Consider the following 21767-nt stretch of genomic DNA (forward strand, 5'->3'; position numbering starts at 1 on the left):
AACTGATATCAGTTGCCGCCCTGGAGGGCAATAGTCATGCTCGTGGAGCCCAGGAAGCCACCATCCGCGCCTGGCCGGGGGCGCTACGGGACGATCTTCACGCAGCGGTGCCGTACTTTTCACGCAGGTAGTCGATGACCTCTTCGATGCTTTCCGCCTTGGGGTGTCGCAAGAAGACTACATTCGCATGCAGTTGACGGTCCGACGGCCCGCCGTACACCTCTGTCGTGGCTCTCATCGTCATCACGAGATGCCAGGACCTGCGCGGCTTGTTCAACAGAAGGGTTGTCTTCGAGAAAACCAGAGCGTTGTCGTTCGACAGCTCATTTCTGCGATTGAGCACGAAGTATCCCCCTTGCTCAGGAATGAGCGGACTGACCGACCTCACGATCGTTCGACTATGGAAGTCGGGGCTCAGGCCGTTCCCAATCACCTGAAAATCCCAGGTGTTCTGATCGAATTCCCACACACCGAAATAGGTGTCACCATTCAGCGTGTACTCGTAGGACCAGCACCCGCGAAGGAACAGCGGCCCCCAGTACAGGCGAAGAAGCATCTCACTGGAATTGATGAAACGGTAGATCAGCTTTATGAGAATCTCATAGAGTCCCTTGGAGGTGACAACGATCACCAGATTGACCCAGATATTCTTCTCCAGCCCCGGAAATATCTGGTGAGCCTGCACGGCTATGAACACGACCAGAAGCATGATCGTCGTGTTCAGATTACGCTGCCGCTCATAGGAAGTCGTTATCATGTCGATCGCTCAACCTTCCCGGCAGCATATTGTGAACCTTAAGGAGAATTCTTCCGCCGGAAGTCAAGGCCAGTTCCGACACTGCTCCGTTCGTGATGGGAAACTGCCAGGATCGACCGACCCCCAGGCCAAGGGATTGGGCGATCGCCGTTCTGATGACAACGTCATGCGCCACCAAGAGGACCGTCCTGCCCCCCTTTGCCTCTTTCCACGCCGCTTGGACAGCACCGCGGACCCGCTCGTCGAGTTGTGTCAGCGATTCACCGCCCTTGATGGGCTGTTCGCTGCGCAGTCGCTCCCAGTCGGCGAGTTCGCCGGGAAAATTCCTGAGGACTTCCGACGCGGACAGCCCGGTCCAGTGTCCGTAGTCGTACTCGTTCAGCCGACTGTCCACCACATGCGGAACACTGCGCCCCAGGTTCAGGGACTCAACCGTCTGCCGGGCCCTGCGCAGGCGGCTGGAGATGACCACGCTGGGCACCACAGCAGCGATGGACTTCCCCACCAGGGCTGCTTGACTCCTTCCGCGGGCATCAAGCGGAAGATCGATACAGCTTCCCTGGTAGATTCTGTTTCGATTGGCATCGGTCGTTCCGTGTCTCAACAGGATGATCCGCGGGTACGTCGCATCGGCCGCCAGGGCCGCAAACGATGACGGACCGACATTGCCCGCCTTCAGACAAAAATCACGATCGCCCTCCGCAGCAGACAGCACCGAAACGGCGGCGTTTTTTTGAGGAAACAGACCGTGCCGATCCGCCGGCAGTCCCATGAGGGATGTCAGAAGGCATCTGTTCACATGATCGTGACCAATTACGAGGCGTCCCGATCCACTTCCCTCTCGGAGAGTGGCAAGGAGCCCGCGGGTCCTTTCGAGAGCATCGGCAAGAGGAGAATCTCCTGAAGCGGAAATGAAGTCATGGGGATTTTCTCGCCATGTCGTCAGCTGCGAGGGATCTGTAGCGGCGATCTCACTCTTCGCCCTCCCGTCCCATTCCGGGATGGAAGTTTCGACGAGCCTTTCATCGATTCCAGAAGTCACACCCTCGAAACCGGGACTCCGCAGCATCAGGTCGAGTGTTTCGCGGGCCCGGAGCAACGGACTGCTCAGTATCCAGCCGATGGGCGCACCGGCCAGATACTCGGCAAGTTCTTTCGCCTGTTGCCTTCCCTGCGTACTCAGCGCAGGGAGGTCGGACGCCCCTTGATAGACGCCACTTGCGTTGTACGTGGTCTGGCCGTGCCGGACCAGAAAGACGGTCCGGTCGCCTCCGGTTGGTTTCATCAACCCGTCACCGTGCGATGCCGGACGTAGCCGGCCTTGGAATAGGAACTTACCTGACGCAACCTGTCCACAACTCTTCCGGGAGTGTGCTCACGCATCCTGGCGTACAGGCTGAGAGGGTCACCCGGTTCCTCCGAGAAGGAACGGACAACCAAGTCCGGATGAACGCCCAAAGTGACCAGCGGAGCGATCTCGAACTCCAAGCCGTTCACTTCCAGGCAACTGTCTCGGCGCGAGACGGTGAGTTCCTTCGCGAAGGTTTTCCCCCACCCGTGCGGGACAATGAGGGAGTTGTCGCCGTCGAGTCGGGTCACCTCGTTCTCGCCGCCCGCATGGCATTCAAACAGATGGATGTCGGCGCCCGGTCTACTGAACACGGGGACCACCTCACCCGGCTGACATAAATAGCACCCGATCGCCACAGACGTCATGGACGGCATGTAGTAGTGCTGCTTGTGATATTCATCCTGAATCTGCACACCACCCTCTGTGAGCAATGCGGCCAAAAACCGGTGCCTGTTGATGTTGTAAGGCTCCAGGTCGAGTGCTATCTGCGCAAAGAGCGTAGCCTTGGAGCCCACCAGCAACCTGACGTACTTACCATCCTCTTCGTGCACCACAACGTCGTCCATATACCAATTCCCCGGCACGGGCATCAAGCCGTTGTACTGGTACTTGAACTCCTTCTCATTACTGTGGATCACGATGCCATGACACCCATCGGATTCCCGCACGACGCCGGCTATGAAATGATTTCCCTTGTGGAAATTCCATTCATAGCTGCTGAACTGATCGATAGTCGCCCGCAACTCGTCGAAGCGCCGCGCGCTCCATCTCTCCGTGGGATCACCCGAAAGCCAAAAGATGGAGGAAGTGTCGATGTTCACCGTCGCATCGACTGGAATGATTGGCACGGCGCACTGCCAATCCACCAGGCAGCCTGTCGCAAATCCCCCTGCAATTCTGATCACATCGTGCGGAACACACAGATCGGCTGCAGCCGTGATTTCACATTCCGCATGGGGGTCAAGCTTTCGGAGTGCTGAGCGAAGTACCCGTTCCGTCCCCTCCAGGTGAGGAATCAGAAACTCTTGCGCCGGATCGCCGGGAAGGATTTCACGGATCCTCACGTCAGCCTCCTGTTGGCTACTTGAGTGCGTCCCGGACTTCGGCGAGTGTCGGCGACTCGGCCAGGTGCGCATTGTCGTTCAGCACGGGAGGGGTAGGCCAACCCGAATCCACCCAGCTCACGCTGGCGAACTGCTGCTCAGCTGCGTATCGAGGCAGCACATGGAAGTGAAGATGACTGTCCACCATCATCAGCATGATGTAGTTCATCTTCTGCGGGCCGAATACACTCTTCAGCTTCGAGTCGATGTGACGCGTCATGACCGCAAGGTCAGCGCCCTCCTCCGGCGTGATGGCCGCGAAGCTGTCCGCATACCGGTTGAGGGACAGGATTCCCGAGCCCAGCGTGGAATGAACCGGACGGACGGACCATGTCCAGTGTTCTGTTGAGTGAATAGTGAGCTCATCGAGCCGGAACTTGACTCGGAACTCTTCAAGGTTGGTGGAGGTCATCGGTCCCGTTCCATTTGGGGCTGAACGTTGCTTGTTCTTCGCCCGAGTTGGCCAAATACCGCTCATCAACGGTCTCCTGACGAAGCGGTATCTGACTGTATCGCGTGCATGTACCGTGCGTAAGCCGATCGCGCAGCTCGGGGAAGAGGAAACCACCACTGCGAACCGGTGACCATCCCAGTGAGCCTGTTGGGGTCCAAGTTATGGCTGTGCAAGATCTCTTCAGGGCTCTCGGACGGCACATCAGCCGAACGAGGGACGCGGTGATCAGCGAAGCGAGGGTACGGGCCTGTCGACTATTGCAACGAGTTCTAGTTACATGAGCTCTGCTGTCGAAGAGAGTGGAGCCCTCCATGAACCAGGTGACCGATCACGGCGGCGGCGTACGGTCCATCCGCGTACCCATCCCCGACAACCCCCTCGGCCACACCCTGGTCCACCTCCTCGACACCGACCGCGGCCCGGTCCTCGTCGACACCGGCTGGGACGACCCCCACTCCTGGGACACCCTCGCCGCCGGCCTCGCGGCCTGCGGCACCTCACCCGCCGAGATCCACGGTGTGGTCATCACCCACCACCACCCCGACCACCACGGCCTGTCGGGACGCGTCCGCGAGGCGTCCGGCGCCTGGATCGCGATGCACGCAGCCGACGCCACCGTCGTCCGCCGCACCCGCGAGGCCGAACCGGGACTGTGGCTCGACTACCTCACCGACAAACTGGACCGCGCCGGCGCACCCGCCGAGCACACCGCTCCGCTGCGCGCCATGCGTGCCGCGGGCGGCGGCGGAGGCCTCCCCGGACTGCGCGCGGCGCTGCCGGATTGGGAGATCGTCCCCGGCGAACTGCTCGACCTCGCGGGCCGTCGGCTGCGCGCGGTGTGGACGCCCGGCCACACCCCCGGCCATGTCTGTCTGCACCTCGAGGAAAACCACCCCACCCGGCGCCCCGGCAACGGCCGCCTCTTCTCCGGCGATCACCTGCTGCCCGCCATCACCCCGCACATCGGCCTGTACGAGGACCCCGACGACGACACGGTCACCGACCCCCTCGGCGACTACCTCGACTCCCTGGAACGCATCGGCCGCCTCGCCCCCGCCGAGGTCCTCCCCGCCCACCAGTACGCCTTCACCGGCGCGACGGACCGCGTGCGGGAACTGCTCGCCCACCACGAGGCGAGACTGAGCGGCCTGCTCGCCCTTCTGACCCGTCCGTTCACCCCCTGGCAGGTCGCCGAGCGGATGGAGTGGAACCGTCCGTGGGCCGAGATCCCGTACGGCTCGCGCACCATCGCCGTCTCGGAGGCGGAGGCCCATCTGCGGCGGCTGGTGAAGCTGGGGCGTGCGGAGGTGGTGGCGGGGAGCACGCCGACGCTCTACGCGGCGGTGTGACGCGAGCGACCCCCCGCAGGCCGGTGACCGGCCGGTAGAGTGAGCGCGTCGTCCATGCCCGTACGGGGGGAAGCCGGTGGGAATCCGGCACTGACCCGCAACCGTGAGCCGCCTCAGAAGCGGCGAGTCGGAATGCCCCGCACGCGGTCGTGACCGGCTCGTGTCACCGGCACCCCGCCGGTGACCGGCACCGTCGAGGCATACGGAGCCGGAGCCCAGGTGCCCGAAGCGTGCCCGGATCCCGGCCCGCAGGAGAGGCACCCACGTCATGACCCCCGTCCGCCGCAGCGCCGCAGCACTCATCGCCTCCGTCGCGCTCGGGCTGACCGCCGCACCCGCAGCCGTCGCCGCTCCGTCCCCGACGCCGTCCGCCGCGCTGCCCTCGGGCCTGTACGGCACGACCGACCCGACGTACGACGGTGTGTGGCGGCAGTCCCTGGCGCTGCTCGCCCAGGACACCGTCGGCTACCGGCCCGCCGACAAGGCCGTCGACTTCCTCACCGGGCAGCAGTGCGCGAGCGGCGGGTTCGCCTCGTACCGCGCCGACCCCGCGAAGCCGTGCGACGCGAAGCTGCCGCTCGACACCAACGCGAGCGCGGCGGCCGTACAGGCGCTCGCCGCGCTGGGCGGCAAGGACGACGTCGTGAAGAAAACGACCGACTGGCTGCGGTCGGTGCAGAACGACGACGGCGGCTGGGGCTACAACCCGGGCGGCGCGAGCGACGCGAACTCCACCTCGGTCGTCATCGGCGCGCTGCAGGCCGCCGGCCAGAAGCCGGCCGAGGTGACGTCCAAGAGCGGCAAGTCGCCGTTCGACACGCTGCTGACGTTCGCGAAGCCGTGCGGCGGCAAGGACGGTGGCGCGTTCGTCTACCAGACCAAGTCCCCCGGCATCCTCGCCGACTCCACCGCGGCCGCCGTACTCGCCGCGAACGGCAAGGGCATGGTGACCACCGCCGGCACGAAGGACGCCGAGGGCCCGGCGTGCGAGAAGGGCGAGAACGTCGGGGACGCGGCGCACAACGGCGCCGCGTACCTCACGAACGGCCTCGCGAAGACGGGTCACTTCGACACGGCCCCGATGCCGGGCGCCGAGGACACCGCCCCCAAGCCTGACTTCGGCAACACGGCGGACGCCGTCGTCGCGCTGTCCGCGCAGGGCATGACCGAGCAGACGAAGAAGCCGCTGGGCTGGCTGCAGCAGAACGCGGCCGCGTGGGCGAAGGAGAACGGCCCTGCCGCCTACGCCCAGCTGATCTTCGCCGCGCATGCGACGGGCAGCGACCCGAAGGCGTTCGGCTCCACGGACCTGGTGGCGGGCCTGAACGCCACGGGCCCTGCGCCGACGGCCGCCGACTCCGGCACGTCGAAGGACAAGCAGGCAAAGAAGGACTCGTCGTCGATGTCGACGTGGTGGATCGTGGGCGTGTTCTTCGTGGCCGCGATCGGTGTCGGTTTCCTGTTCAGCGGCCGCCGGAAGTCGCAGGGCTGATGCGCACTCCCCGGACCCCCCGCGTTCTCGTCCTGCTCGGGCTCGCCGCGCTGCTCGCCGTGCTGGGCTCGGCGCCGGCGCAGGCGGCCGGCTACCGCTACTGGTCGTTCTGGCAGAGCAGCGGCGAGAAGTGGACGTACGCCACCGAGGGCCCGGCCACCGCGCGCCCCGAGGACGGGTCCGTGAACGGCTTCCGCTTCTCGGTGAGCGAGGACAGCGGGGACTCCGCACAGCCGCGCACCGCGCCGGACTTCGCCGAGATCTGCGCCGGGACCCCGGCGAAGGACGGCACGAAGCGGGTGGCGCTCGTCGTCGACTTCGGCACGGCGGCGGACGCGCCGAAGGGCGAGACCCCTCCCGCGCCCCGGACCGCGTGCGCGCGGGTCGCCCGGGCGGCGACGACGGCGGAAGCTCTGGCGCAGGTGGCGAAGCCGCTGCGCTACAACAGCGAGGCGCTGTTGTGCGCGATCTCGGGCTACCCGGAGTCGGGCTGCGGCGAGCAGGTCGCGGACGCCGAGCCGCCGGAGTCGGGGCCGGCCACCGCCACGCCCACGGCCGGAGAGGCCGCCCGGGACGGCGGCCCGTCTGTGGGTGTGTACGCGGGCATCGCGGCGGTCCTGGCACTGGCCGCGGCGGCGCTCTGGCAGTCCCGCCGCCACCGCCGATGACGCCGCGTGCCCCGGAGGACGCCGGGCCGGCGCCGGCCCCGCCGACGATACGGGCCGGGCGCGCCCGCGCCCGGCTCGACGCGCTCCGCGCGCCCGCCGCCTCCCGCAGCAACTCCCTGCACGCCGGGGCCTGGTGGCTCTGGGCCCTCGGGCTCGCGGTCGCCGCCTCGCGGACGACCAACCCCCTGCTCCTCGGGCTGCTCGTCGGTGTCGCCGGATACGTCGTCGCCGCCCGCCGCACCGACGCGCCCTGGGCCCGTTCCTACGGTGCGTTCGTCAAGCTGGGGCTGTTCGTGATCGCGATCCGGATCGTGTTCTCCGTCGCCCTCGGCTCCCCCATCCCCGGTACGCACCTGCTGTTCACCCTCCCCGAAGTCCCCATGCCCGACTGGGCCGACGGCATCCGGATCGGCGGCCGCGTCACCGGCGAGCAGCTGCTGTTCGCCCTGTACGACGGGGCCAAACTCGCGACCCTGCTCATCTGCGTGGGTGCCGCGAACGCGCTCGCCAACCCCGCCCGGCTGCTCAAGTCGCTGCCCGGCGCCCTGTACGAGGCCGGGGTGGCCGTCGTCGTCGCCATGACCTTCGCGCCGAACATGGTCGCGGACGTCCTGCGGCTGCGCACCGTGCGTCGGCTCCGGGGCCGCCCCACCGGGGGTGTGAGGGCCGTCGCCCAGATCGCGCTGCCGGTCCTGGAGGGAGCGCTGGAGAGGTCCGTGGCGGTCGCCGCGTCGATGGACGCCCGCGGCTACGGACGCACTGCGCAGGTGCCGCCCGCCGTGCGCCGCACGACGGCGGTGCTCACCCTCGGCGGGCTGCTCGGCGTCGCCGCCGGTTCGTACGGACTGCTCGCCGCGCAGGGGGCGGGATACGGCATACCCCTGCTGGTCACCGGGCTGCTCGCGGCGGCGGGCGGACTGTGGCTGGGCGGACGGCGCTCCGTCCGCAGCCGCTACCGTCCCGACCGCTGGGGCGTACGGTCCTGGCTCGTGGCCGGGTCGGGCGTCGCGGTCGCCGCGCTGATGATCCGTGCCGCCACGCTGGATCCGGCCGCGCTGCACCCCGGCGTCGTACCGCCCGTCGCGCCGACGCTGCCGCTGTGGCCGGCGCTGAGCGTGCTGATCGGCCTGCTCCCTGCCTTCGTCGCACCCGCCCCCACCAAGGAGTCGACCCCGTGATCCGCTTCGACGATGTGACGGTGACGTACGGCGACGCCGCGGCGCCGACGCTGGAGCACGTGGACCTGACGGTCCCCGAGGGCGAACTGGTGCTGCTCGTCGGCCCGTCCGGGGTCGGCAAGTCGACATTGCTGGGCGCGGTCTCCGGGCTGGTGCCGCATTTCACGGGCGGCACGCTCCGGGGCCGGGTGACGGTCGACGGCCGGGACACCCGCACCCACAAGCCACGTGAACTCGCCGATGTCGTGGGCACGGTGGGCCAGGACCCGCTCGCGCACTTCGTCACCGACACGGTGGAGGACGAACTCGCGTACGGGATGGAGTCGCTGGGCCTCGCACCCGATGTGATGCGCCGCCGGGTGGAGGAGACACTGGACCTGCTGGGGCTGGCGCCGCTGCGCGACCGGCCGATCGCGACGCTGTCCGGGGGCCAGCAGCAGCGGGTGGCGATCGGCTCCGTGCTGACGACCCACCCGAAGGTGCTGGTCCTCGACGAGCCGACGTCCGCTCTGGACCCCGCGGCGGCGGAGGAGGTGCTGGCTGTGCTCCAGCGCCTGGTGCACGACCTGGGCACGACCGTCCTGATGGCGGAGCACCGCCTGGAGCGCGTGGTCCAGTACGCGGACCGCGTGATCCTCCTGCCGGGGCCGGGCGAGGCACCGGTGGTGGGCGACCCCGCCTCGGTGATGGCGGTGTCGCCGGTTCACCCGCCGGTGGTGGCGCTCGGGCGGCTGGCGGGTTGGTCGCCCCTGCCACTGTCGGTGCGGGACGCGCGGCGCGGAGCGGGGGCGCTGCGTGACAGCCTGGCGGAAGTCGGTCTGCGGGCAACTCCAGCCCGTCCGGCGATCGAGGACACGGCCGAAGGCCGTACGGGGTCTGGGGCAAAGCCCCGGTCCGGGAAGGGGCGGACAGGGGAAAACGCCCCACCCAGCGGCCCACCCAGCGGCGGCGCGCTCCCCCGCCTGCTCGCCCCGTGGCGCCGCGCCCCCGGACCCGTCGCCGCCGCGCCCGCCGCGGGAGACATCGCCCGCACCCGCGCCCTCGGCGTCCGCCGGGCCCGCGTCGATGCCCTCCGCGGCGTCGACCTCACCGTCGGTCCCGGCGAGACCGTCGCCCTCATGGGGCGCAACGGCGCCGGCAAGTCGACCCTGCTCGGCACGCTCGTGGGGATGGTCGAGCCGACGGCCGGGGCCGTCACCGTCGGCGGGCACACACCCCACCGCACGCAGCCCCAGGAGCTGATCAGGCACGTCGGGCTCGTGCCCCAGGAGCCCCGGGACCTCCTGTACGCGGACACGGTCGCCGCCGAGTGCGCGGCCGCCGACGCGGATGCCGGGGCCGCCCCCGGCACCTGCCGGGAGCTCGTCACGACGCTGCTGCCCGGCGTTCCCGACGCCACGCACCCGCGCGACCTCTCCGAGGGGCAGCGGCTCGCGCTCGCCCTGGCGATCGTGCTGACCGCTCGTCCGCCGCTGATCCTGCTCGACGAACCGACCCGCGGTCTGGACTACGCCGCGAAGACCCGGCTCGTCGCCGTGCTGAGGGGCCTCACCGCCGAGGGGCACTCCCTCGTGCTCGCCACCCACGACGTGGAGCTCGCCGCCGAGCTCGCGCACCGGGTGATCGTGCTCGCCGACGGCGAGATCGTCGCGGACGGTCCGACCGCGGACGTGGTCGTGGCGTCGCCCGCCTTCGCCCCGCAGGTCGCCAAGATCCTGGCCCCGCAGAAGTGGCTGACCGTCTCCCAGGTCGAGGCGGCCCTGCACGAGGCCGCCCGGTGAACCGGCCGGACCGACCCGCGCAGCAGGCACCGGACCGACCCGTGCAGCAGACACCGGCACGCCCCATCCGCCTCGGCCCCCGCTCCGTCGCCGCGCTCGTGCTCATCAGCGCCGTCGGCGTGGTGTTCTTCGGCTGGCCGCTGCTCGCCGACAGCAGCTCCGGGCTCGCGCACTCCGCCGACGCGCCCTGGCTGTTCGCCGCGCTGCTGCCGCTTCTCGTCGCCGTCGTCGTCGCCACGATCTCCGACGCCGGCGTGGACGCCAAGGCGGTGGCGATGCTCGGTGTGCTGGCCGCGGTCGGCGCGGCGCTGAGACCGCTGGGTGCGGGCACCGCGGGTCTGGAGCCCATGTTCTTCCTGATGGTGCTGAGCGGCCGGGTGCTCGGGCCCGGTTTCGGGTTCGTGCTCGGCTCGGTCACGATGGCCGCGTCCGCGCTGCTCACGGGCGGGGTCGGGCCCTGGATGCCGTTCCAGATGCTGGCGATGGGCTGGTTCACGATGGGCGCGGGTCTGCTGCCCGGTCCGGACCGGCTCCGTGGCCGGGGCGAGCTGATGATGCTCGCCGCGTACGGGGCGGTCGCGGCCTTCGCGTACGGCACGGTGATGAATCTGCAGGGCTGGACGTACATCGGCGGGCTGGCGTCGGGGATCTCGTTCCACCCGGGCGAGGCCGTGCACGAGAACCTGGTCCGCTTCCTCGCGTACTGCACGGCGACCTCGCTCGGCTGGGACCTGGGCCGGGCCGTTCTGACCGTCGTCCTCACCCTCACCCTCGGCGGGACGCTGCTGAAGGCGCTGCGCCGCGCCACGCGCCGTGCCGCCTTCGAGGCGCAGGTCACTTTCGAGGCCACGGAACGCGCGCCGAGGACATGACGCGGCCCACAGGACCTTGGTCCCGAAACGACCCTGCCTAGTAGGCGCACCGGCCGGGGCCATGAGCCCTCGCCCCCGCTCCGACCTGCGCAGACGACTCCCTACACCATCCGAGCCATTGGCCCCACTTGCCCCTTTCGGGTCGTATGCAGGGGGTGAGGCCAGTCACGGCGCCCTGCCTGCCGCCCCGGCTACAACTGTTCTCGTCGCACGGCACCGCAGGGCCTCGAGCCCGGCACACGCAGGGCACACACGCCCCGCATCCGGCATTGCTCGGCCCCGGCCCGCGACTCCCCGTCCCCGACGTTAGGCAGCGCCTTGTCCCGCTCGCAGATCACCCGCTTCACCGCCCGCCACAAGTCCGTCGTCGCCGGCGCCGCCGTGCTGCTCGGTACGGCAGGCGCGGTGATGGGGGCGACCTCGACGGCATCGGCCGCGACCGCCTCTCCGCAGCAGATCGCGAAGAAGATGATGCCCGCGGGCGAGTACCAGTGCTTCAGCAAGATCGTGGAGCACGAGTCCCGGTGGGACCACACCGCGACCAACGCCTCGTCCGGCGCGTACGGCCTGGTCCAGGCCCTGCCCGGTTCGAAGATGGCCAGCGCCGGCTCGGACTGGAAGACGAACCCGAAGACCCAGATCGAGTGGGGTCTGGACTACATGAAGGAGCGCTACGGCAGCCCGTGCGGCGCCTGGGACTTCTGGCAGAACAACCACTGGTACTGAGCCGACGGGCGCAGGATCACTGGCACCGGACCGCCGGCCGGACCTGACCCCCGCCGGCACGCGAAGAGGCTCCGAAGCGATCGACTGCTTCGGAGTCTCTTCGCCTGCCCCTGCGCGGCGGCGTCCGCGGCTACAGCCGCTGGATGATCGTCCCCGTCGCCTGTGCCCCGCCCGCACACATCGTGATCAGCGCGAACTCCTTGTCCCTGCGCTCCAGTTCGTGCAACGCGGTGGTGATCAGGCGCGCGCCCGTCGCACCCACGGGGTGGCCGAGTGCGATACCTCCGCCGTTGACGTTCACCTTGTCCAGGTCCTGGTCGAAGACCTGCGACCAGCTCAGCACGACCGAAGCGAACGCCTCGTTGACCTCGACCAGGTCGATGTCCCTGAGCGACATGCCTGCCTTGCCGAGCACGGCGCGCGTGGCGTCGATCGGGCCGTCGAGGTGGAAGTGCGGGTCCGCCCCGACGAGGGCCTGCGCGACGATCCGGGCGCGCGGCTTCAGTTTCAGGGCACGCGCCATCCGCTTGGACGCCCACATGAGGGCGGCGGCACCGTCCGAGATCTGCGACGAGTTCCCGGCGGTGTGCACGGCGGTCGGCATGACCGGTTTCAGCCCTGCCAGCGCCTCCATCGAGGTGTCGCGCAGCCCTTCGTCGCGGTCGACGAGCCGCCACATGCCCTGTCCCGCGGCCTGCTCCTCCTCGGTCGTCGGCACCTGCACGGCGAACGTCTCGCGTTTGAAGCGTTCCTCGCTCCAGGCGACCGCGGCCCGCTCCTGCGAGAGCAGTCCCAGCCTGTCCACGTCCTCGCGCGTCAGCTTGCGCCGGCGGGCTATGCGCTCGGCCGCCTCGAACTGGTTGGGCAGGTCGACGTTCCACTCGTCGGGGAACGGCTTCCCGGGGCCGTGCTTGGAGCCGCTGCCGAGCGGCACTCGTGACATGGCCTCCACACCGCAGCTGATGCCGATGTCGATGACTCCGGCCGCGATCATGTTGGCGACCATGTGGCTCGCCTGCTGCGACGACCCGCACTGGCAGTCGACGGTTGTCGCGGCCGTCTCGTAGGGCAGTCCCACGGTCAGCCAGGCGGTGCGCGCGGGGTTCATCGACTGCTCGCCGGCGTGGGTGACGGTGCCGCCGACGATCTGTTCGACGCAGTCGGCGTGGATGCCGGTGCGGCCGAGGAGTTCGCGGTAGGTCTCGCCCAGCAGGTAAGCGGGGTGGAGGTTGGCGAGGAGTCCTCCCCGCTTACCGATGGGGGTGCGTACGGCTTCGACGATGACGGGTTCCGCGGCCATGAGCTCGTCCTTTCCTCGCACGGCCTCCGGGCGTCCCGGCGCCCTCGGGGCCGAACTCGTGAACTAGTACGCGTTCTAGTTCTCCGAGAAGTCTTATGAGTGCTACCGCCGGTACGCAAGGGTCTTGCACGCCCCCAGTGCACCCTTTCCGGGCAACAGTTGGGGCCGCGACCCTTGCCACTTGTAGAACTCGTTACTACCTTTCGGACACCTTCTGATGGACCGTCAGACCGTCCCACCCGAACGCGGAGCTGCCGATGTCCTGCCCCCATCTGCCCGAAGGGTTCGACTTCACCGATCCCGACCTTCTCCAAGCCCGTGTCCCGCACCCGGAGTTCGCCGAGATGCGGCGCACCGCCCCGGTCTGGTGGTGCACCCAGCCGACCGGGATCTCCGGCTTCGACGACGCGGGGTACTGGGTCGTCACCCGGCACGCGGACGTCAAGCACGTCTCCACGCACCCCGAACTGTTCTCGTCGAACACCAACACGGCCGTCATTCGCTTCAACGAGTCGATCAGCCGTGACCAGATCGAGGTCCAGAAGCTGATCATGCTGAACATGGACCCGCCGGAGCACACCCGGGTCCGCCAGATCGTCCAGCGCGGATTCACCCCGCGCGCGGTGCGCTCCCTGGAGGATGCGCTGCGCCGCCGCGCCCGGTCGATCGTCGAGGGGGCGATCGCGGCGTCGAAGGACGACGGCAGCTTCGACTTCGTCACCAACATCGCCGTCGAACTCCCCCTGCAGGCCATCGCCGAGCTCATCGGCGTCCCCCAGGAGGACCGCTCCAAGATCTTCGACTGGTCCAACAAGATGGCCGCGTACGACGACCCCGAGTACGCGATCACGGAGGAGGTCGGCACCGAGGCGGCGATGGAGATCGTCTCGTACGCCATGAACCTGGCGGCAAGCCGCAAGGAGTGCCCGGCGAAGGACATCGTCAGCCAGCTGGTGGCGGCGGAGGGCGAAGGGAACCTCTCCTCCGACGAGTTCGGCTTCTTCGTGATCCTGCTGGCCGTGGCCGGGAACGAGACGACGCGCAACGCCATCAGCCACGGCATGCACGCGTTCCTGACCCACCCCGACCAGTGGGAGCTCTACAAGCGCGAGCGCCCCACGACGACCGCCGAGGAGATCGTGCGCTGGGCGACCCCGGTCGTCTCCTTCCAGCGCACGGCCACCCAGGACGTGGAACTGGGCGGCGCGCACATCAAGAAGGGCGACCGGGTCGGCCTGTTCTACTCCTCCGCCAACAACGACCCCGACGTCTTCAACACCCCGGAACGCTTCGACATCACCCGCGACCCCAACCCGCATCTCGGCTTCGGGGGCGGCGGCCCGCACTTCTGCCTCGGCAAGTCGCTGGCCGTGATGGAGATCGACCTCATCTTCCAGGCGATAGCCGACGCCCTGCCGGACCTGCGCCTGACGGGCGACCCGCGCCGGCTGCGCTCGGCATGGCTGAACGGGATCAAGGAGCTCCAGGTCACCCGCGGTTGATCCGCGGGCCCCTGGTCCGCACCGGACCGCGGGAGGCGGGGACCAACCCACCCACGCCCGGACTTCGCCTCCCGCGCAACGCCACTCCGGACACGCGTCCCGGAAAACGATGCCGATAATTCCGCATGTGAATTTTCCCGATGAAGCGAAACTTTCTCATTTACTCTCGACGGGCAGTTCGGAAGAACTGAAGGAGTCTGAACGCTCGGAATCCAGAATTCCGAGCAAACCGTGGGAGTGATGAATGACACGCAAGACCGGCGCATCGATCGTCGCGATATTCGGCCTGATTCTGGGGCTGTTCTACATGACCGCCGGGCCGGCGGCCGCGCAGGCGGCACCGTCCCCGCGCATCGCTTCCGATGCCTCCGCGCCCACGCGCGCGATCGCCGCCGACGCACCGGCCGCGGTCGCGGCAGCTGCGAACGTCTGCGGTACCGGCTGGTCGCTCTACTACGCCGAACGCCTCCCGGACGAGCGGCGGTTCGGAACCCTGTTCATCTACACGAAGCCCGGCGCGGCCAACGACCAGCCGGTGTGTTCCATCTTCGACAACAACATGGGCGTTGCGAAGTGGATGAAAGTCAAGCTGTGCTCGAACTACATTGCTGACGGTTGCACCGAGGACAAGGGCACTTTCAGCCAGTACGCAGGCCCGGTGTACGAGAAGCGGGGCGGATGCGGCAAGGTGACCGCGATTATGAAGAACTCCTCGACTTCGTCGACGGCGCTTGTCGACGCGGTTCGCGGGACGACGGCCTGCTAGATATCCAACGGAAGTGACGCGGATGAGTGTGCTGCTCAATTGGGCAGCACACTCATCCGCGTTTCGGCGGCGGACGGGGCCGGCACGTCGAGCGGACGACCCGGCCGGGAACAGGGGCCTAGAACTCGCCCTGGGACGCCGCCGCTACGAACGCCGCGAAGGCCGGGCGCGAGACGTGCAGCGCGGGGCGGGTGACGTCCTTGGAGTCGCGTACGGCGACGGCGTGGGCGGTGGGCGCGCACTCGACGCACTCACCGCCGGTGCTGCCGCTGTGGCTCGACTTGCGCCAGGCGGCGCCGCCGAGCGGGGCGCACTCCACGCACTCCCCGCCCTTGTCATCGCTGTAGCTGGACCTGCGCCACTGCGTGCCGCTCTTCATAGCGTTCCTCCATCACCTGCCGGATCAGCTCCGCCGAATCCTCGACTGACAGGGCAGCGGCCTGCAGGCGAGCGTAGCGGAGGGAAAGTTCCTGGACCTCAGGGTCGTTGGCGATGGAATGGCCGGATCGGTAGTCCTCGGTGTATGCCATGTCCGGGCCGCGCTCGAAGCGAAAAACAGTGAATGCGCCGGACAATCCGGCGTGGGCACCTGCGTCGAAAGGCAGGATCTGGATGTTGGCCTGGGACGTTCGGTGGCAGTTCAACAGATGAGCCAGTTGGCCGCGCATGACTGTGGTTCCGCCAAGGCGCTGACACAGCACCGCCTCGCTCATGACGAACCACAGCAGCGGGCCCCGCTCCTGAGTCAAGAGCCGCTGACGCGCCAATCTCGCGGCCGCCCTCTCGTCAAGGTCCGCGCGGGTCATGACGCCGAGGACGGCCCTGGCGTATGCCTCTGTTTGCAGTAGCCCGTGCACAAGCTGGGGTTGGAAGGTGTAGATCTGGCGTGCCGAGGCCTCTAGCTCCGCGTATTGCTGGAACCACACGGGTAGTTGGTGCCGCAGCACCAACGGCAGGAGCCTGATCAGCGCACCCGATGCGCCGAGCGCGGCATCCACCCTCTCCGTGAACTCCGCCGTCGGCAACTTCCGCGCCGTCTCCACCTGGCCCACCAGCGAGCCCGTGTAGTTGACGATCGCGCCGAGCTGCTTCTGCGTCAGGCCGGCCGTCTCGCGGTGTCTGCGCAGCTCGTAGCCGTAGTAGTCGAGCGGTGACGCGCTCGGATCCAGGGCGTTGATGTGTCGGATGTCGGTCACTACGGGACCCCCTCGGTCAACTCCGGAAACCACCGCACACGTTGCGTCCGTTCGGTAGCCGAGCGTAGTCGCCGCAGGCCAGGCTCGTACCGTGAACGAAGACATTCCCCAGTACGGTATGCGTTTCACCGCAGGCCCCCACTCCGCCCGGCACATCCGCCGGATCGTCCGCTGCTACCTCACCCTGTGGAAGCTGCGCGAACTGACCGACTCCGTCGAGCTGGCGGTCACCGAGCTGCTGGCCAACGTGGTGCGTCATGTCCCGGGCGGGCGCTGCGGGTTGCTCATCCTGCGGCACCCGGAGGGCGTACGCGTCGAGGTGTCGGACGATTCCGGTCGCCGGCCGGTGCCGCGGGTGGCGGCCGACGACGACGAGTCGGGACGCGGCCTCGCGCTGCTCGACGCGGTGGTCGACAAGTGGGGCCTCGACACGGGTCCGCAGGGCGGCAAGGCCGTGTGGTTCGAGGTCGCCCCGCGCACCTCTCAAGTGGCGGAACGCGCCCGAGTGTCGGACCATGGCTGAACGCGACGATCCACCCCGGGGGGTGCGGAACGACTGTTCCGCACCCCCCGGGGCTCACGCGCGTGCGGGCTCGGCTTCCTTTTCGCTGATCGACCGGGCCTTCGGCACGGCGCCTGCCGGGAGCCGGAGTTGGCGGCGGCCCGCCAGCAGGTAGGTCAGACCGAAACCCGCGCCGACGACGGCCGCGCCGCCCGCCGCGTCCAGGACCCAGTGGTTGGCCGTGGCGACGATCGCGCACACCGTGAACAGCGGGTGCAGCAGTGCCAGAAGCTTCATCCACAGTTTCGGTGCGAGCGCGAGCACGATCAGACCGCACCACAGTGACCAGCCGAAATGCAGCGAGGGCATGGCCGCGTACTGGTTCGTGACGGCCGTCATCGCTCCGTAGTCAGGGTTGGCGAGATCCTGCGGGCCGTGGACGGTGTCGATGAAGCCCATGCCGGGCATGAGCCGTGGCGGCGCCAGCGGGTACAGCCAGAAGCCGAGCAGCGCGAGCACGGTCGCGAAAGCCAGCGAGGTGCGGGCCCACCGGTAGTCGGAGGGGCGGCGGACGTAGAGGACACCGAGGATGCCCAGCGGGATCACGAAGTGGAACGACGTGTAATAGAAGTTGAAGAATGCCTCCGCCCACTCCGTCCTCACCACCGCGTGGTTGATCCAGTGCTCGATGTCGAGGCCGAGCGCGCCCTCGAGGGAGTGGATCTGCCGGGCGTGCGACTCCGCGGCCTCGACGCTGCCGGTGGCGGCTGCGCGGATGTGGGAGTAGACCGAGTAGCCGACCCGGATCACCAGGAGTTCGAGGAGCAGGTTCGGGCGGCTGAGGACCCGGCGCCAGAACGGCAGCAGCGGTACGTGCCTCCAGCGCGCGTCGACGGGCTTCGCGTACTCGGTCGGGACGGGGCGCCGGAAGTACGGCGAGGTCAGCGACAGGAACGGCACCGCGCAGGCAGCGGCGAGCGCGGCGATGAGCAGCGCGTTGTCGCGGACGGGGTCCAGTGTCGCCATGTTGGGCAGCAGCATCTTGCCCGGCAGGGTCATCGCGAGAACGACGAGAACCGGCCACAGCATGCGGTCGGAGGCCCGCTTGCCGACCCGGCCGACGACGGCGAGGAGCACCCACAGCAGCTGGTGCTGCCAGGCGGTCGGGGAGACGGCGACGGCGACGCAGCCGGTGAGGGCGACAGCGAGGAGGAGCTGGCCGTCGTTCGCGTACCGCACGGCCCGGCGCAGACCGACGTACGCGACGGCGGCGGCGAGCAGCACGTACAGCGCGATCTCGAGCGGCCCGTGCAGTCCGAATCGCAACAGCGCGCCGTGCAGGGACTGGTTGGCGAGGCTGTCGGGGCGCGCACCGAGCCCGGCGCCGGCGACATGGTGGACCCAGTACGTCCACGAGTCGCCGGGCAGCGCCGCCCAGGAGAGCGCGGAGAGCGCCGCGAACGTGCCTGTCGCGGTCGCGGCGGCCTGCTTGCGGCCGGTGAACCACAGCAGCGGTGCGAACAGCAGGACGGTGGGCTGGAGCGCCGCGCCGAGACCGATGAGCAGGCCGGAGGATCTCTCGCCGCGCGCGGCGAAGCAGCCGAGCAGGACGAGCAGGACGGGGATGATGCTGGTCTGCCCGAGGTGGAAGCTGTTGCGCACGGGCAGGGACAGCATCAACACGCTGATCGCGACCGGGGCGGCCAGCAGCGTGCTGCGTCGCGACACCGGCACCGGCAGGGCCCGGGAGACGACGAGGCCGAGGGCGACCACGAGCAGCAGGGTGCCGAAGGTCCATGCGACGCCGAGGCTCTGCTGCGCGGAGCTGGCGAACGGTTTGAGGACGAGCCCGGCGAACGGTGTGCCGGTGAACTTGTCGGCGTCGTAGAGGGAGCCGGTGACATGCAGGACGCCCCGCTCACCGACCCAGGTCTCCAGGTCGGTCAGCCGTTCGCCGGGTGGCAGCCGCAGTACCGCTGCCGTCTGCCGTACGGCGAGCACGGCGGCGACGAGCCACAGCACCGCCCTGGCCGCGCCGACCCTCGTGTCCGTCGTGCTCCTGCGCACGCTGCGTTCCGCGTTCGCCACGTCGCGCCGCGCCTCCCCACCGTCGTGTCGTCCTGATCCCGCGATACTGCTCTTTGCTTCACAGGGCGCTGGTAGAGCGTCGCACTGCCCCGTTGGAAAGACCCAGGCAACCCCCTCTTCGCCTGACTGTCATCCCGTTACTGTCCGATATTTGACGGTCGGCTGTCCCCGGAACGCGCTGACCAGCCGGAACCGCGACCGCAGCCACGTCGTCACAGGAGGTATGCGGGGGAACATACAAGATCGCGGGGCACTCGTGCGCCTGCTCACCGTCGTCCTGGCGCTGCTCGCGCTTCAGCTCGGCTCGCTCATCGCACCGGCGTACGCCTGCGGTTGCGGGGCGATGGTGCCGGATCCGCATGCGCGGATCTCCGTCGACCGGGAGACCTCGGTGGTCGACTGGGACGGCCGCACCGAGCAGATCGTCATGCGTTTCACGGTGGACTCGGACACGCCGCGGGCAGCGTGGATCATGCCGGTGCCCGGTCGGGCCACGGCCGAACTGGCGGACGGCGCCCTCTTCGACGAGCTGGTGCGCATCACCGCGCCCGAGCACCGCGAGCGGCACTACTTCTGGCCGCGGAACGGCGACTGGCCGTTCGACGACGAGTTGGACGGGGCCGGCGCCGCCGCGCCACCGCCCGCCGCGGCGGAGCCCGGCGTGGGTGTCGTCGGGCGCGAACGGCTGGGTGACTTCGACGTCGCCCGCCTGACGGCGACCGATCCGGACGCACTGGGCGACTGGCTGGACGAGAACGGCTTCGAGATGCCCGCGGGTCTCACCGGGGACCTGCGACCGTATGTCGACCGGGGCTGGGAGTACGTGGCCGTGCGCCTGGCGCCGCGCGAGAAGGGCGCCGTGCTGAGCGGCACGCTCGACCCCCTGCGGCTGACCTTCGCGAGCGACGAACTCGTCTACCCCATGCGGCTTTCGCGTCGGGCGACGACGTCCCAGTCGCTGGGCCTGTTCGTGCTCGCACCCCACCGCATGGAGCCGCGTTCGGCGATCGGCGGCGACGAGCCGGAGGTCACGTATGCGGGGAAGATCGACCCGGGTGGTGCGGTCGGCCGTCTCACCGGCGGGAAGGAACGCTTCCTCACCGCCTTCGACCAGCGCTTTCCCGACCCGAGCCGGATCAGCGGCGACCACGAGCTGCGCGTGAGCGCCGAAGACACCCCCTTTCGGCGGGTGGTGTGGGACGACGATCTGCTGACGCTGGGGGGTGTTCCGGCGTGGACCGTGACGCTCGGCGGGGGTGCGGCCGCCGCGGCTGGGGTCGCCCTGTTCGTCCTACGGGCCCGTCGGCGCAGGCCGGTCGTACCGCCTCGGCCGATTCATGTGCCGCCGCCGGTCGCCTGAAATAGGTTGATTGCATGACTCAGGATTCCTTTCAGGACCGGTGGAACGCCGTCGACCGCTACGTCTCCGGTCTCCTCGTCCCCGAGGACGACGCGCTCACGGCGGCGCTCGCCGCGAACAAGGAGGCGGGACTCCCCGCGATCGACGTCGCGCCGAACCAGGGCAAGCTGCTGCACCTCCTGGCCCGGATCCAGGGCGCCCGCACGGTGCTGGAGATCGGCACTCTCGGCGGCTACAGCACGATCTGGCTGGCCTGCGCGCTGCCCTCGGACGGCAGGCTGATCTCGCTGGAGTACAACCCCGCCCACGCGGAGGTCGCCCGCGCGAACCTGGCCCGCGCGGGAGTCGACAAGGTGGCCGAGGTCCGGACGGGCGCGGCGCTCGACCTGCTCCCGCGGATCGCGGCGGAACCGGGTGCGGGCCCGTTCGACCTGGTGTTCATCGACGCGGACAAGGTGAACAACCCGCACTACGTGGAGTGGGCGCTGCGTCTGACGCGCCCCGGCAGCGTCATCGTCGTCGACAACGTGGTCCGGGGCGGTGCGGTGACGGACTCGTCGAGCAAGGACCAGGCGGTCCTCGGCACGCAGCAGATGTTCCGATTCGTCGCGGACGAGCCGCGTCTGGACGCGACGGCGTTCCAGACGGTGGGCACGAAGGGCTGGGACGGCCTGCTGGTGGCACGCGTGGTGGAGTGAGGCGGGACGGCCGCCCGAGCGCTGTACGCACGGGCGGCCGGTCCGTGATGCCTCAGTGGGTGGACGGCGGGGACATGCAACCCGTCTCGGGATAAGGGCCGTTGGTGTCGGCCCACACACGGTCCTTGCTGACGGCTCCGGTGACGCAGGCGGTCTCGCCGACCCAGATGCCGTAGTCGCTGCCTTCGGCCTTCTCCATCGCGGTGCCGATCACCCGCTCCTTCACGGTGAGGTCGGCGGGAGGGGCGATCCGTGCGAGTACGGGCCGTACTTCTGCGGGACTGATCCTGCCGCTCCGGCGCAGTTCGTCGAGGGCCCGTGCGACCTCGGCGGCCATTTCCCCGGCCGCCTTCTCGTCCTGCGGGCTCATCTCGCCGGGCTGCAGGACCCGGTTGTTGTCCGCGTAGTTCGGCGGAGCATCGGACCGTGGCGCGTCCGGGCCCGGGGAACCGGTGTCGGACGCGCCGGAGGGTTCGCTGCCGTTGAGGTTGGAGAACAGGTCGTCATCGCTCGGCCCGCAGCCTGCCAGAGTGAAGACGGCGGCTGCGGCTGCGGCGACAGCCACAGTGTGTTTCCGCATAGGCATGATCCGATGATCCCTGCCCGGTGCTGGGGGTTCATGAG

21 protein-coding genes and 1 riboswitch are annotated in these 21767 nt (G+C 68.9%); of the genes, 12 read left to right on the forward strand and 9 right to left on the reverse strand.

Annotated features, from left to right (window positions below; genetic code table 11):
* Window positions 1-97: 97 nt before the first annotated feature.
* Genes AC067Z_RS25165 through AC067Z_RS25180 form a run of 4 tightly spaced genes read right to left on the reverse strand, consistent with a single transcriptional unit; the run spans window position 98 to window position 3623 of the window.
* Window positions 98-757: a hypothetical protein gene (locus AC067Z_RS25165; RefSeq protein ID WP_478791858.1), complete on the reverse strand. Its 660-nt coding sequence runs from the start codon at window positions 755-757 to the stop codon at window positions 98-100.
* The gene (locus tag AC067Z_RS25170; RefSeq protein ID WP_478791859.1) at window positions 738-2042 is read right to left on the reverse strand and encodes a histidine phosphatase family protein; all 1305 of its coding nucleotides are present in this window, start codon (window positions 2040-2042) and stop codon (window positions 738-740) included. The genes AC067Z_RS25165 and AC067Z_RS25170 overlap by 20 nt, the downstream gene beginning before the upstream one ends.
* Entirely contained in the window at window positions 2042-3172 is a 1131-nt protein-coding gene (locus AC067Z_RS25175; protein ID WP_478791860.1) for a hypothetical protein, read from the reverse strand. The genes AC067Z_RS25170 and AC067Z_RS25175 overlap by 1 nt, the downstream gene beginning before the upstream one ends.
* Before the next feature lie 16 nt (window positions 3173-3188).
* Window positions 3189-3623 carry an HIT family protein gene (locus tag AC067Z_RS25180; protein ID WP_478791861.1) on the reverse strand — a complete coding sequence of 145 codons (435 nt, stop codon included), beginning with the start codon at window positions 3621-3623 and terminating at the stop codon, window positions 3189-3191.
* A gap of 353 nt (window positions 3624-3976) precedes the next feature.
* On the opposite strand from AC067Z_RS25180, the gene AC067Z_RS25185 reads away from it, so the two are divergent.
* The 7 genes from AC067Z_RS25185 (at window position 3977) to AC067Z_RS25215 (ending at window position 11731) form a co-directional block, all read left to right on the forward strand.
* Window positions 3977-5014 (forward strand): MBL fold metallo-hydrolase, encoded by a 1038-nt coding sequence (locus AC067Z_RS25185; protein WP_478791862.1) that lies wholly within the window; start codon window positions 3977-3979, stop codon window positions 5012-5014.
* Window positions 5015-5045: 31 nt separating this feature from the next.
* Window positions 5046-5172, forward strand: a riboswitch (cobalamin riboswitch).
* A 110-nt stretch (window positions 5173-5282) separates the two neighbouring features.
* Entirely contained in the window at window positions 5283-6506 is a 1224-nt protein-coding gene (locus AC067Z_RS25190) for a prenyltransferase/squalene oxidase repeat-containing protein (protein ID WP_478791863.1), read from the forward strand.
* The gene (locus AC067Z_RS25195; RefSeq protein ID WP_478791864.1) at window positions 6506-7174 is read left to right on the forward strand and encodes an SCO2322 family protein; all 669 of its coding nucleotides are present in this window, start codon (window positions 6506-6508) and stop codon (window positions 7172-7174) included. The genes AC067Z_RS25190 and AC067Z_RS25195 overlap by 1 nt, the downstream gene beginning before the upstream one ends.
* Window positions 7171-8352, forward strand: a complete 1182-nt coding sequence (locus AC067Z_RS25200) for an energy-coupling factor transporter transmembrane component T family protein (protein WP_478791865.1) — start codon at window positions 7171-7173, stop codon at window positions 8350-8352. The genes AC067Z_RS25195 and AC067Z_RS25200 overlap by 4 nt, the downstream gene beginning before the upstream one ends.
* A complete protein-coding gene (locus AC067Z_RS25205; RefSeq protein WP_478791866.1) occupies window positions 8349-10133 on the forward strand; it encodes an ABC transporter ATP-binding protein in 1785 nt (594 codons plus the stop codon). The genes AC067Z_RS25200 and AC067Z_RS25205 overlap by 4 nt, the downstream gene beginning before the upstream one ends.
* Before the next feature lie 41 nt (window positions 10134-10174).
* Window positions 10175-11005, forward strand: coding sequence for an ECF transporter S component (locus AC067Z_RS25210; protein ID WP_478791867.1), 831 nt, complete (start codon window positions 10175-10177; stop codon window positions 11003-11005).
* 318 nt (window positions 11006-11323) lie between these two features.
* Window positions 11324-11731 (forward strand): aggregation-promoting factor C-terminal-like domain-containing protein, encoded by a 408-nt coding sequence (locus AC067Z_RS25215; protein WP_478791868.1) that lies wholly within the window; start codon window positions 11324-11326, stop codon window positions 11729-11731.
* 130 nt (window positions 11732-11861) lie between these two features.
* Here the strand turns inward: AC067Z_RS25215 and AC067Z_RS25220 are convergent, their stop codons facing one another.
* The gene (locus AC067Z_RS25220) at window positions 11862-13031 is read right to left on the reverse strand and encodes a steroid 3-ketoacyl-CoA thiolase (protein ID WP_478791869.1); all 1170 of its coding nucleotides are present in this window, start codon (window positions 13029-13031) and stop codon (window positions 11862-11864) included.
* Window positions 13032-13288: 257 nt separating this feature from the next.
* Here AC067Z_RS25220 and AC067Z_RS25225 point away from each other — a divergent pair, with 257 nt between their 5' ends.
* Window positions 13289-14533, forward strand: a complete 1245-nt coding sequence (locus AC067Z_RS25225) for a cytochrome P450 (RefSeq protein ID WP_478791870.1) — start codon at window positions 13289-13291, stop codon at window positions 14531-14533.
* Window positions 14534-14777: 244 nt separating this feature from the next.
* Window positions 14778-15299, forward strand: coding sequence for a hypothetical protein (locus AC067Z_RS25230; RefSeq protein WP_478791871.1), 522 nt, complete (start codon window positions 14778-14780; stop codon window positions 15297-15299).
* Between the two features lie 118 nt (window positions 15300-15417).
* Here AC067Z_RS25230 and AC067Z_RS25235 read toward each other — a convergent pair whose 3' ends face one another.
* Both AC067Z_RS25235 and AC067Z_RS25240 read right to left on the reverse strand, forming a co-directional pair.
* The gene (locus AC067Z_RS25235; RefSeq protein WP_478791872.1) at window positions 15418-15678 is read right to left on the reverse strand and encodes a DUF397 domain-containing protein; all 261 of its coding nucleotides are present in this window, start codon (window positions 15676-15678) and stop codon (window positions 15418-15420) included.
* Window positions 15635-16486, reverse strand: a complete 852-nt coding sequence (locus AC067Z_RS25240; RefSeq protein WP_478792014.1) for a helix-turn-helix domain-containing protein — start codon at window positions 16484-16486, stop codon at window positions 15635-15637. Before AC067Z_RS25240 ends, AC067Z_RS25235 begins: the two co-directional genes overlap by 44 nt.
* Window positions 16487-16586: 100 nt before the next feature.
* Here AC067Z_RS25240 and AC067Z_RS25245 point away from each other — a divergent pair, with 100 nt between their 5' ends.
* The gene (locus AC067Z_RS25245; RefSeq protein ID WP_478791873.1) at window positions 16587-17018 is read left to right on the forward strand and encodes an ATP-binding protein; all 432 of its coding nucleotides are present in this window, start codon (window positions 16587-16589) and stop codon (window positions 17016-17018) included.
* 54 nt (window positions 17019-17072) lie between these two features.
* Here AC067Z_RS25245 and AC067Z_RS25250 read toward each other — a convergent pair whose 3' ends face one another.
* Window positions 17073-19085, reverse strand: coding sequence for a bifunctional glycosyltransferase 87/phosphatase PAP2 family protein (locus AC067Z_RS25250; RefSeq protein WP_478791874.1), 2013 nt, complete (start codon window positions 19083-19085; stop codon window positions 17073-17075).
* Between the two features lie 223 nt (window positions 19086-19308).
* Between AC067Z_RS25250 and AC067Z_RS25255 the strand changes: the two genes are divergently transcribed.
* On the forward strand, window positions 19309-20445 hold the full coding sequence (locus AC067Z_RS25255) for a DUF2330 domain-containing protein (RefSeq protein WP_478791875.1): 1137 nt from the start codon (window positions 19309-19311) through the stop codon (window positions 20443-20445).
* A gap of 14 nt (window positions 20446-20459) precedes the next feature.
* Window positions 20460-21143 (forward strand): O-methyltransferase, encoded by a 684-nt coding sequence (locus tag AC067Z_RS25260; protein ID WP_478791876.1) that lies wholly within the window; start codon window positions 20460-20462, stop codon window positions 21141-21143.
* 52 nt (window positions 21144-21195) lie between these two features.
* Here the strand turns inward: AC067Z_RS25260 and AC067Z_RS25265 are convergent, their stop codons facing one another.
* A complete protein-coding gene (locus tag AC067Z_RS25265) occupies window positions 21196-21729 on the reverse strand; it encodes a hypothetical protein (RefSeq protein WP_478791877.1) in 534 nt (177 codons plus the stop codon).
* Window positions 21730-21767: the final 38 nt, after the last annotated feature.

The organism is Streptomyces sp. NPDC043812 (genome assembly GCF_056436245.1).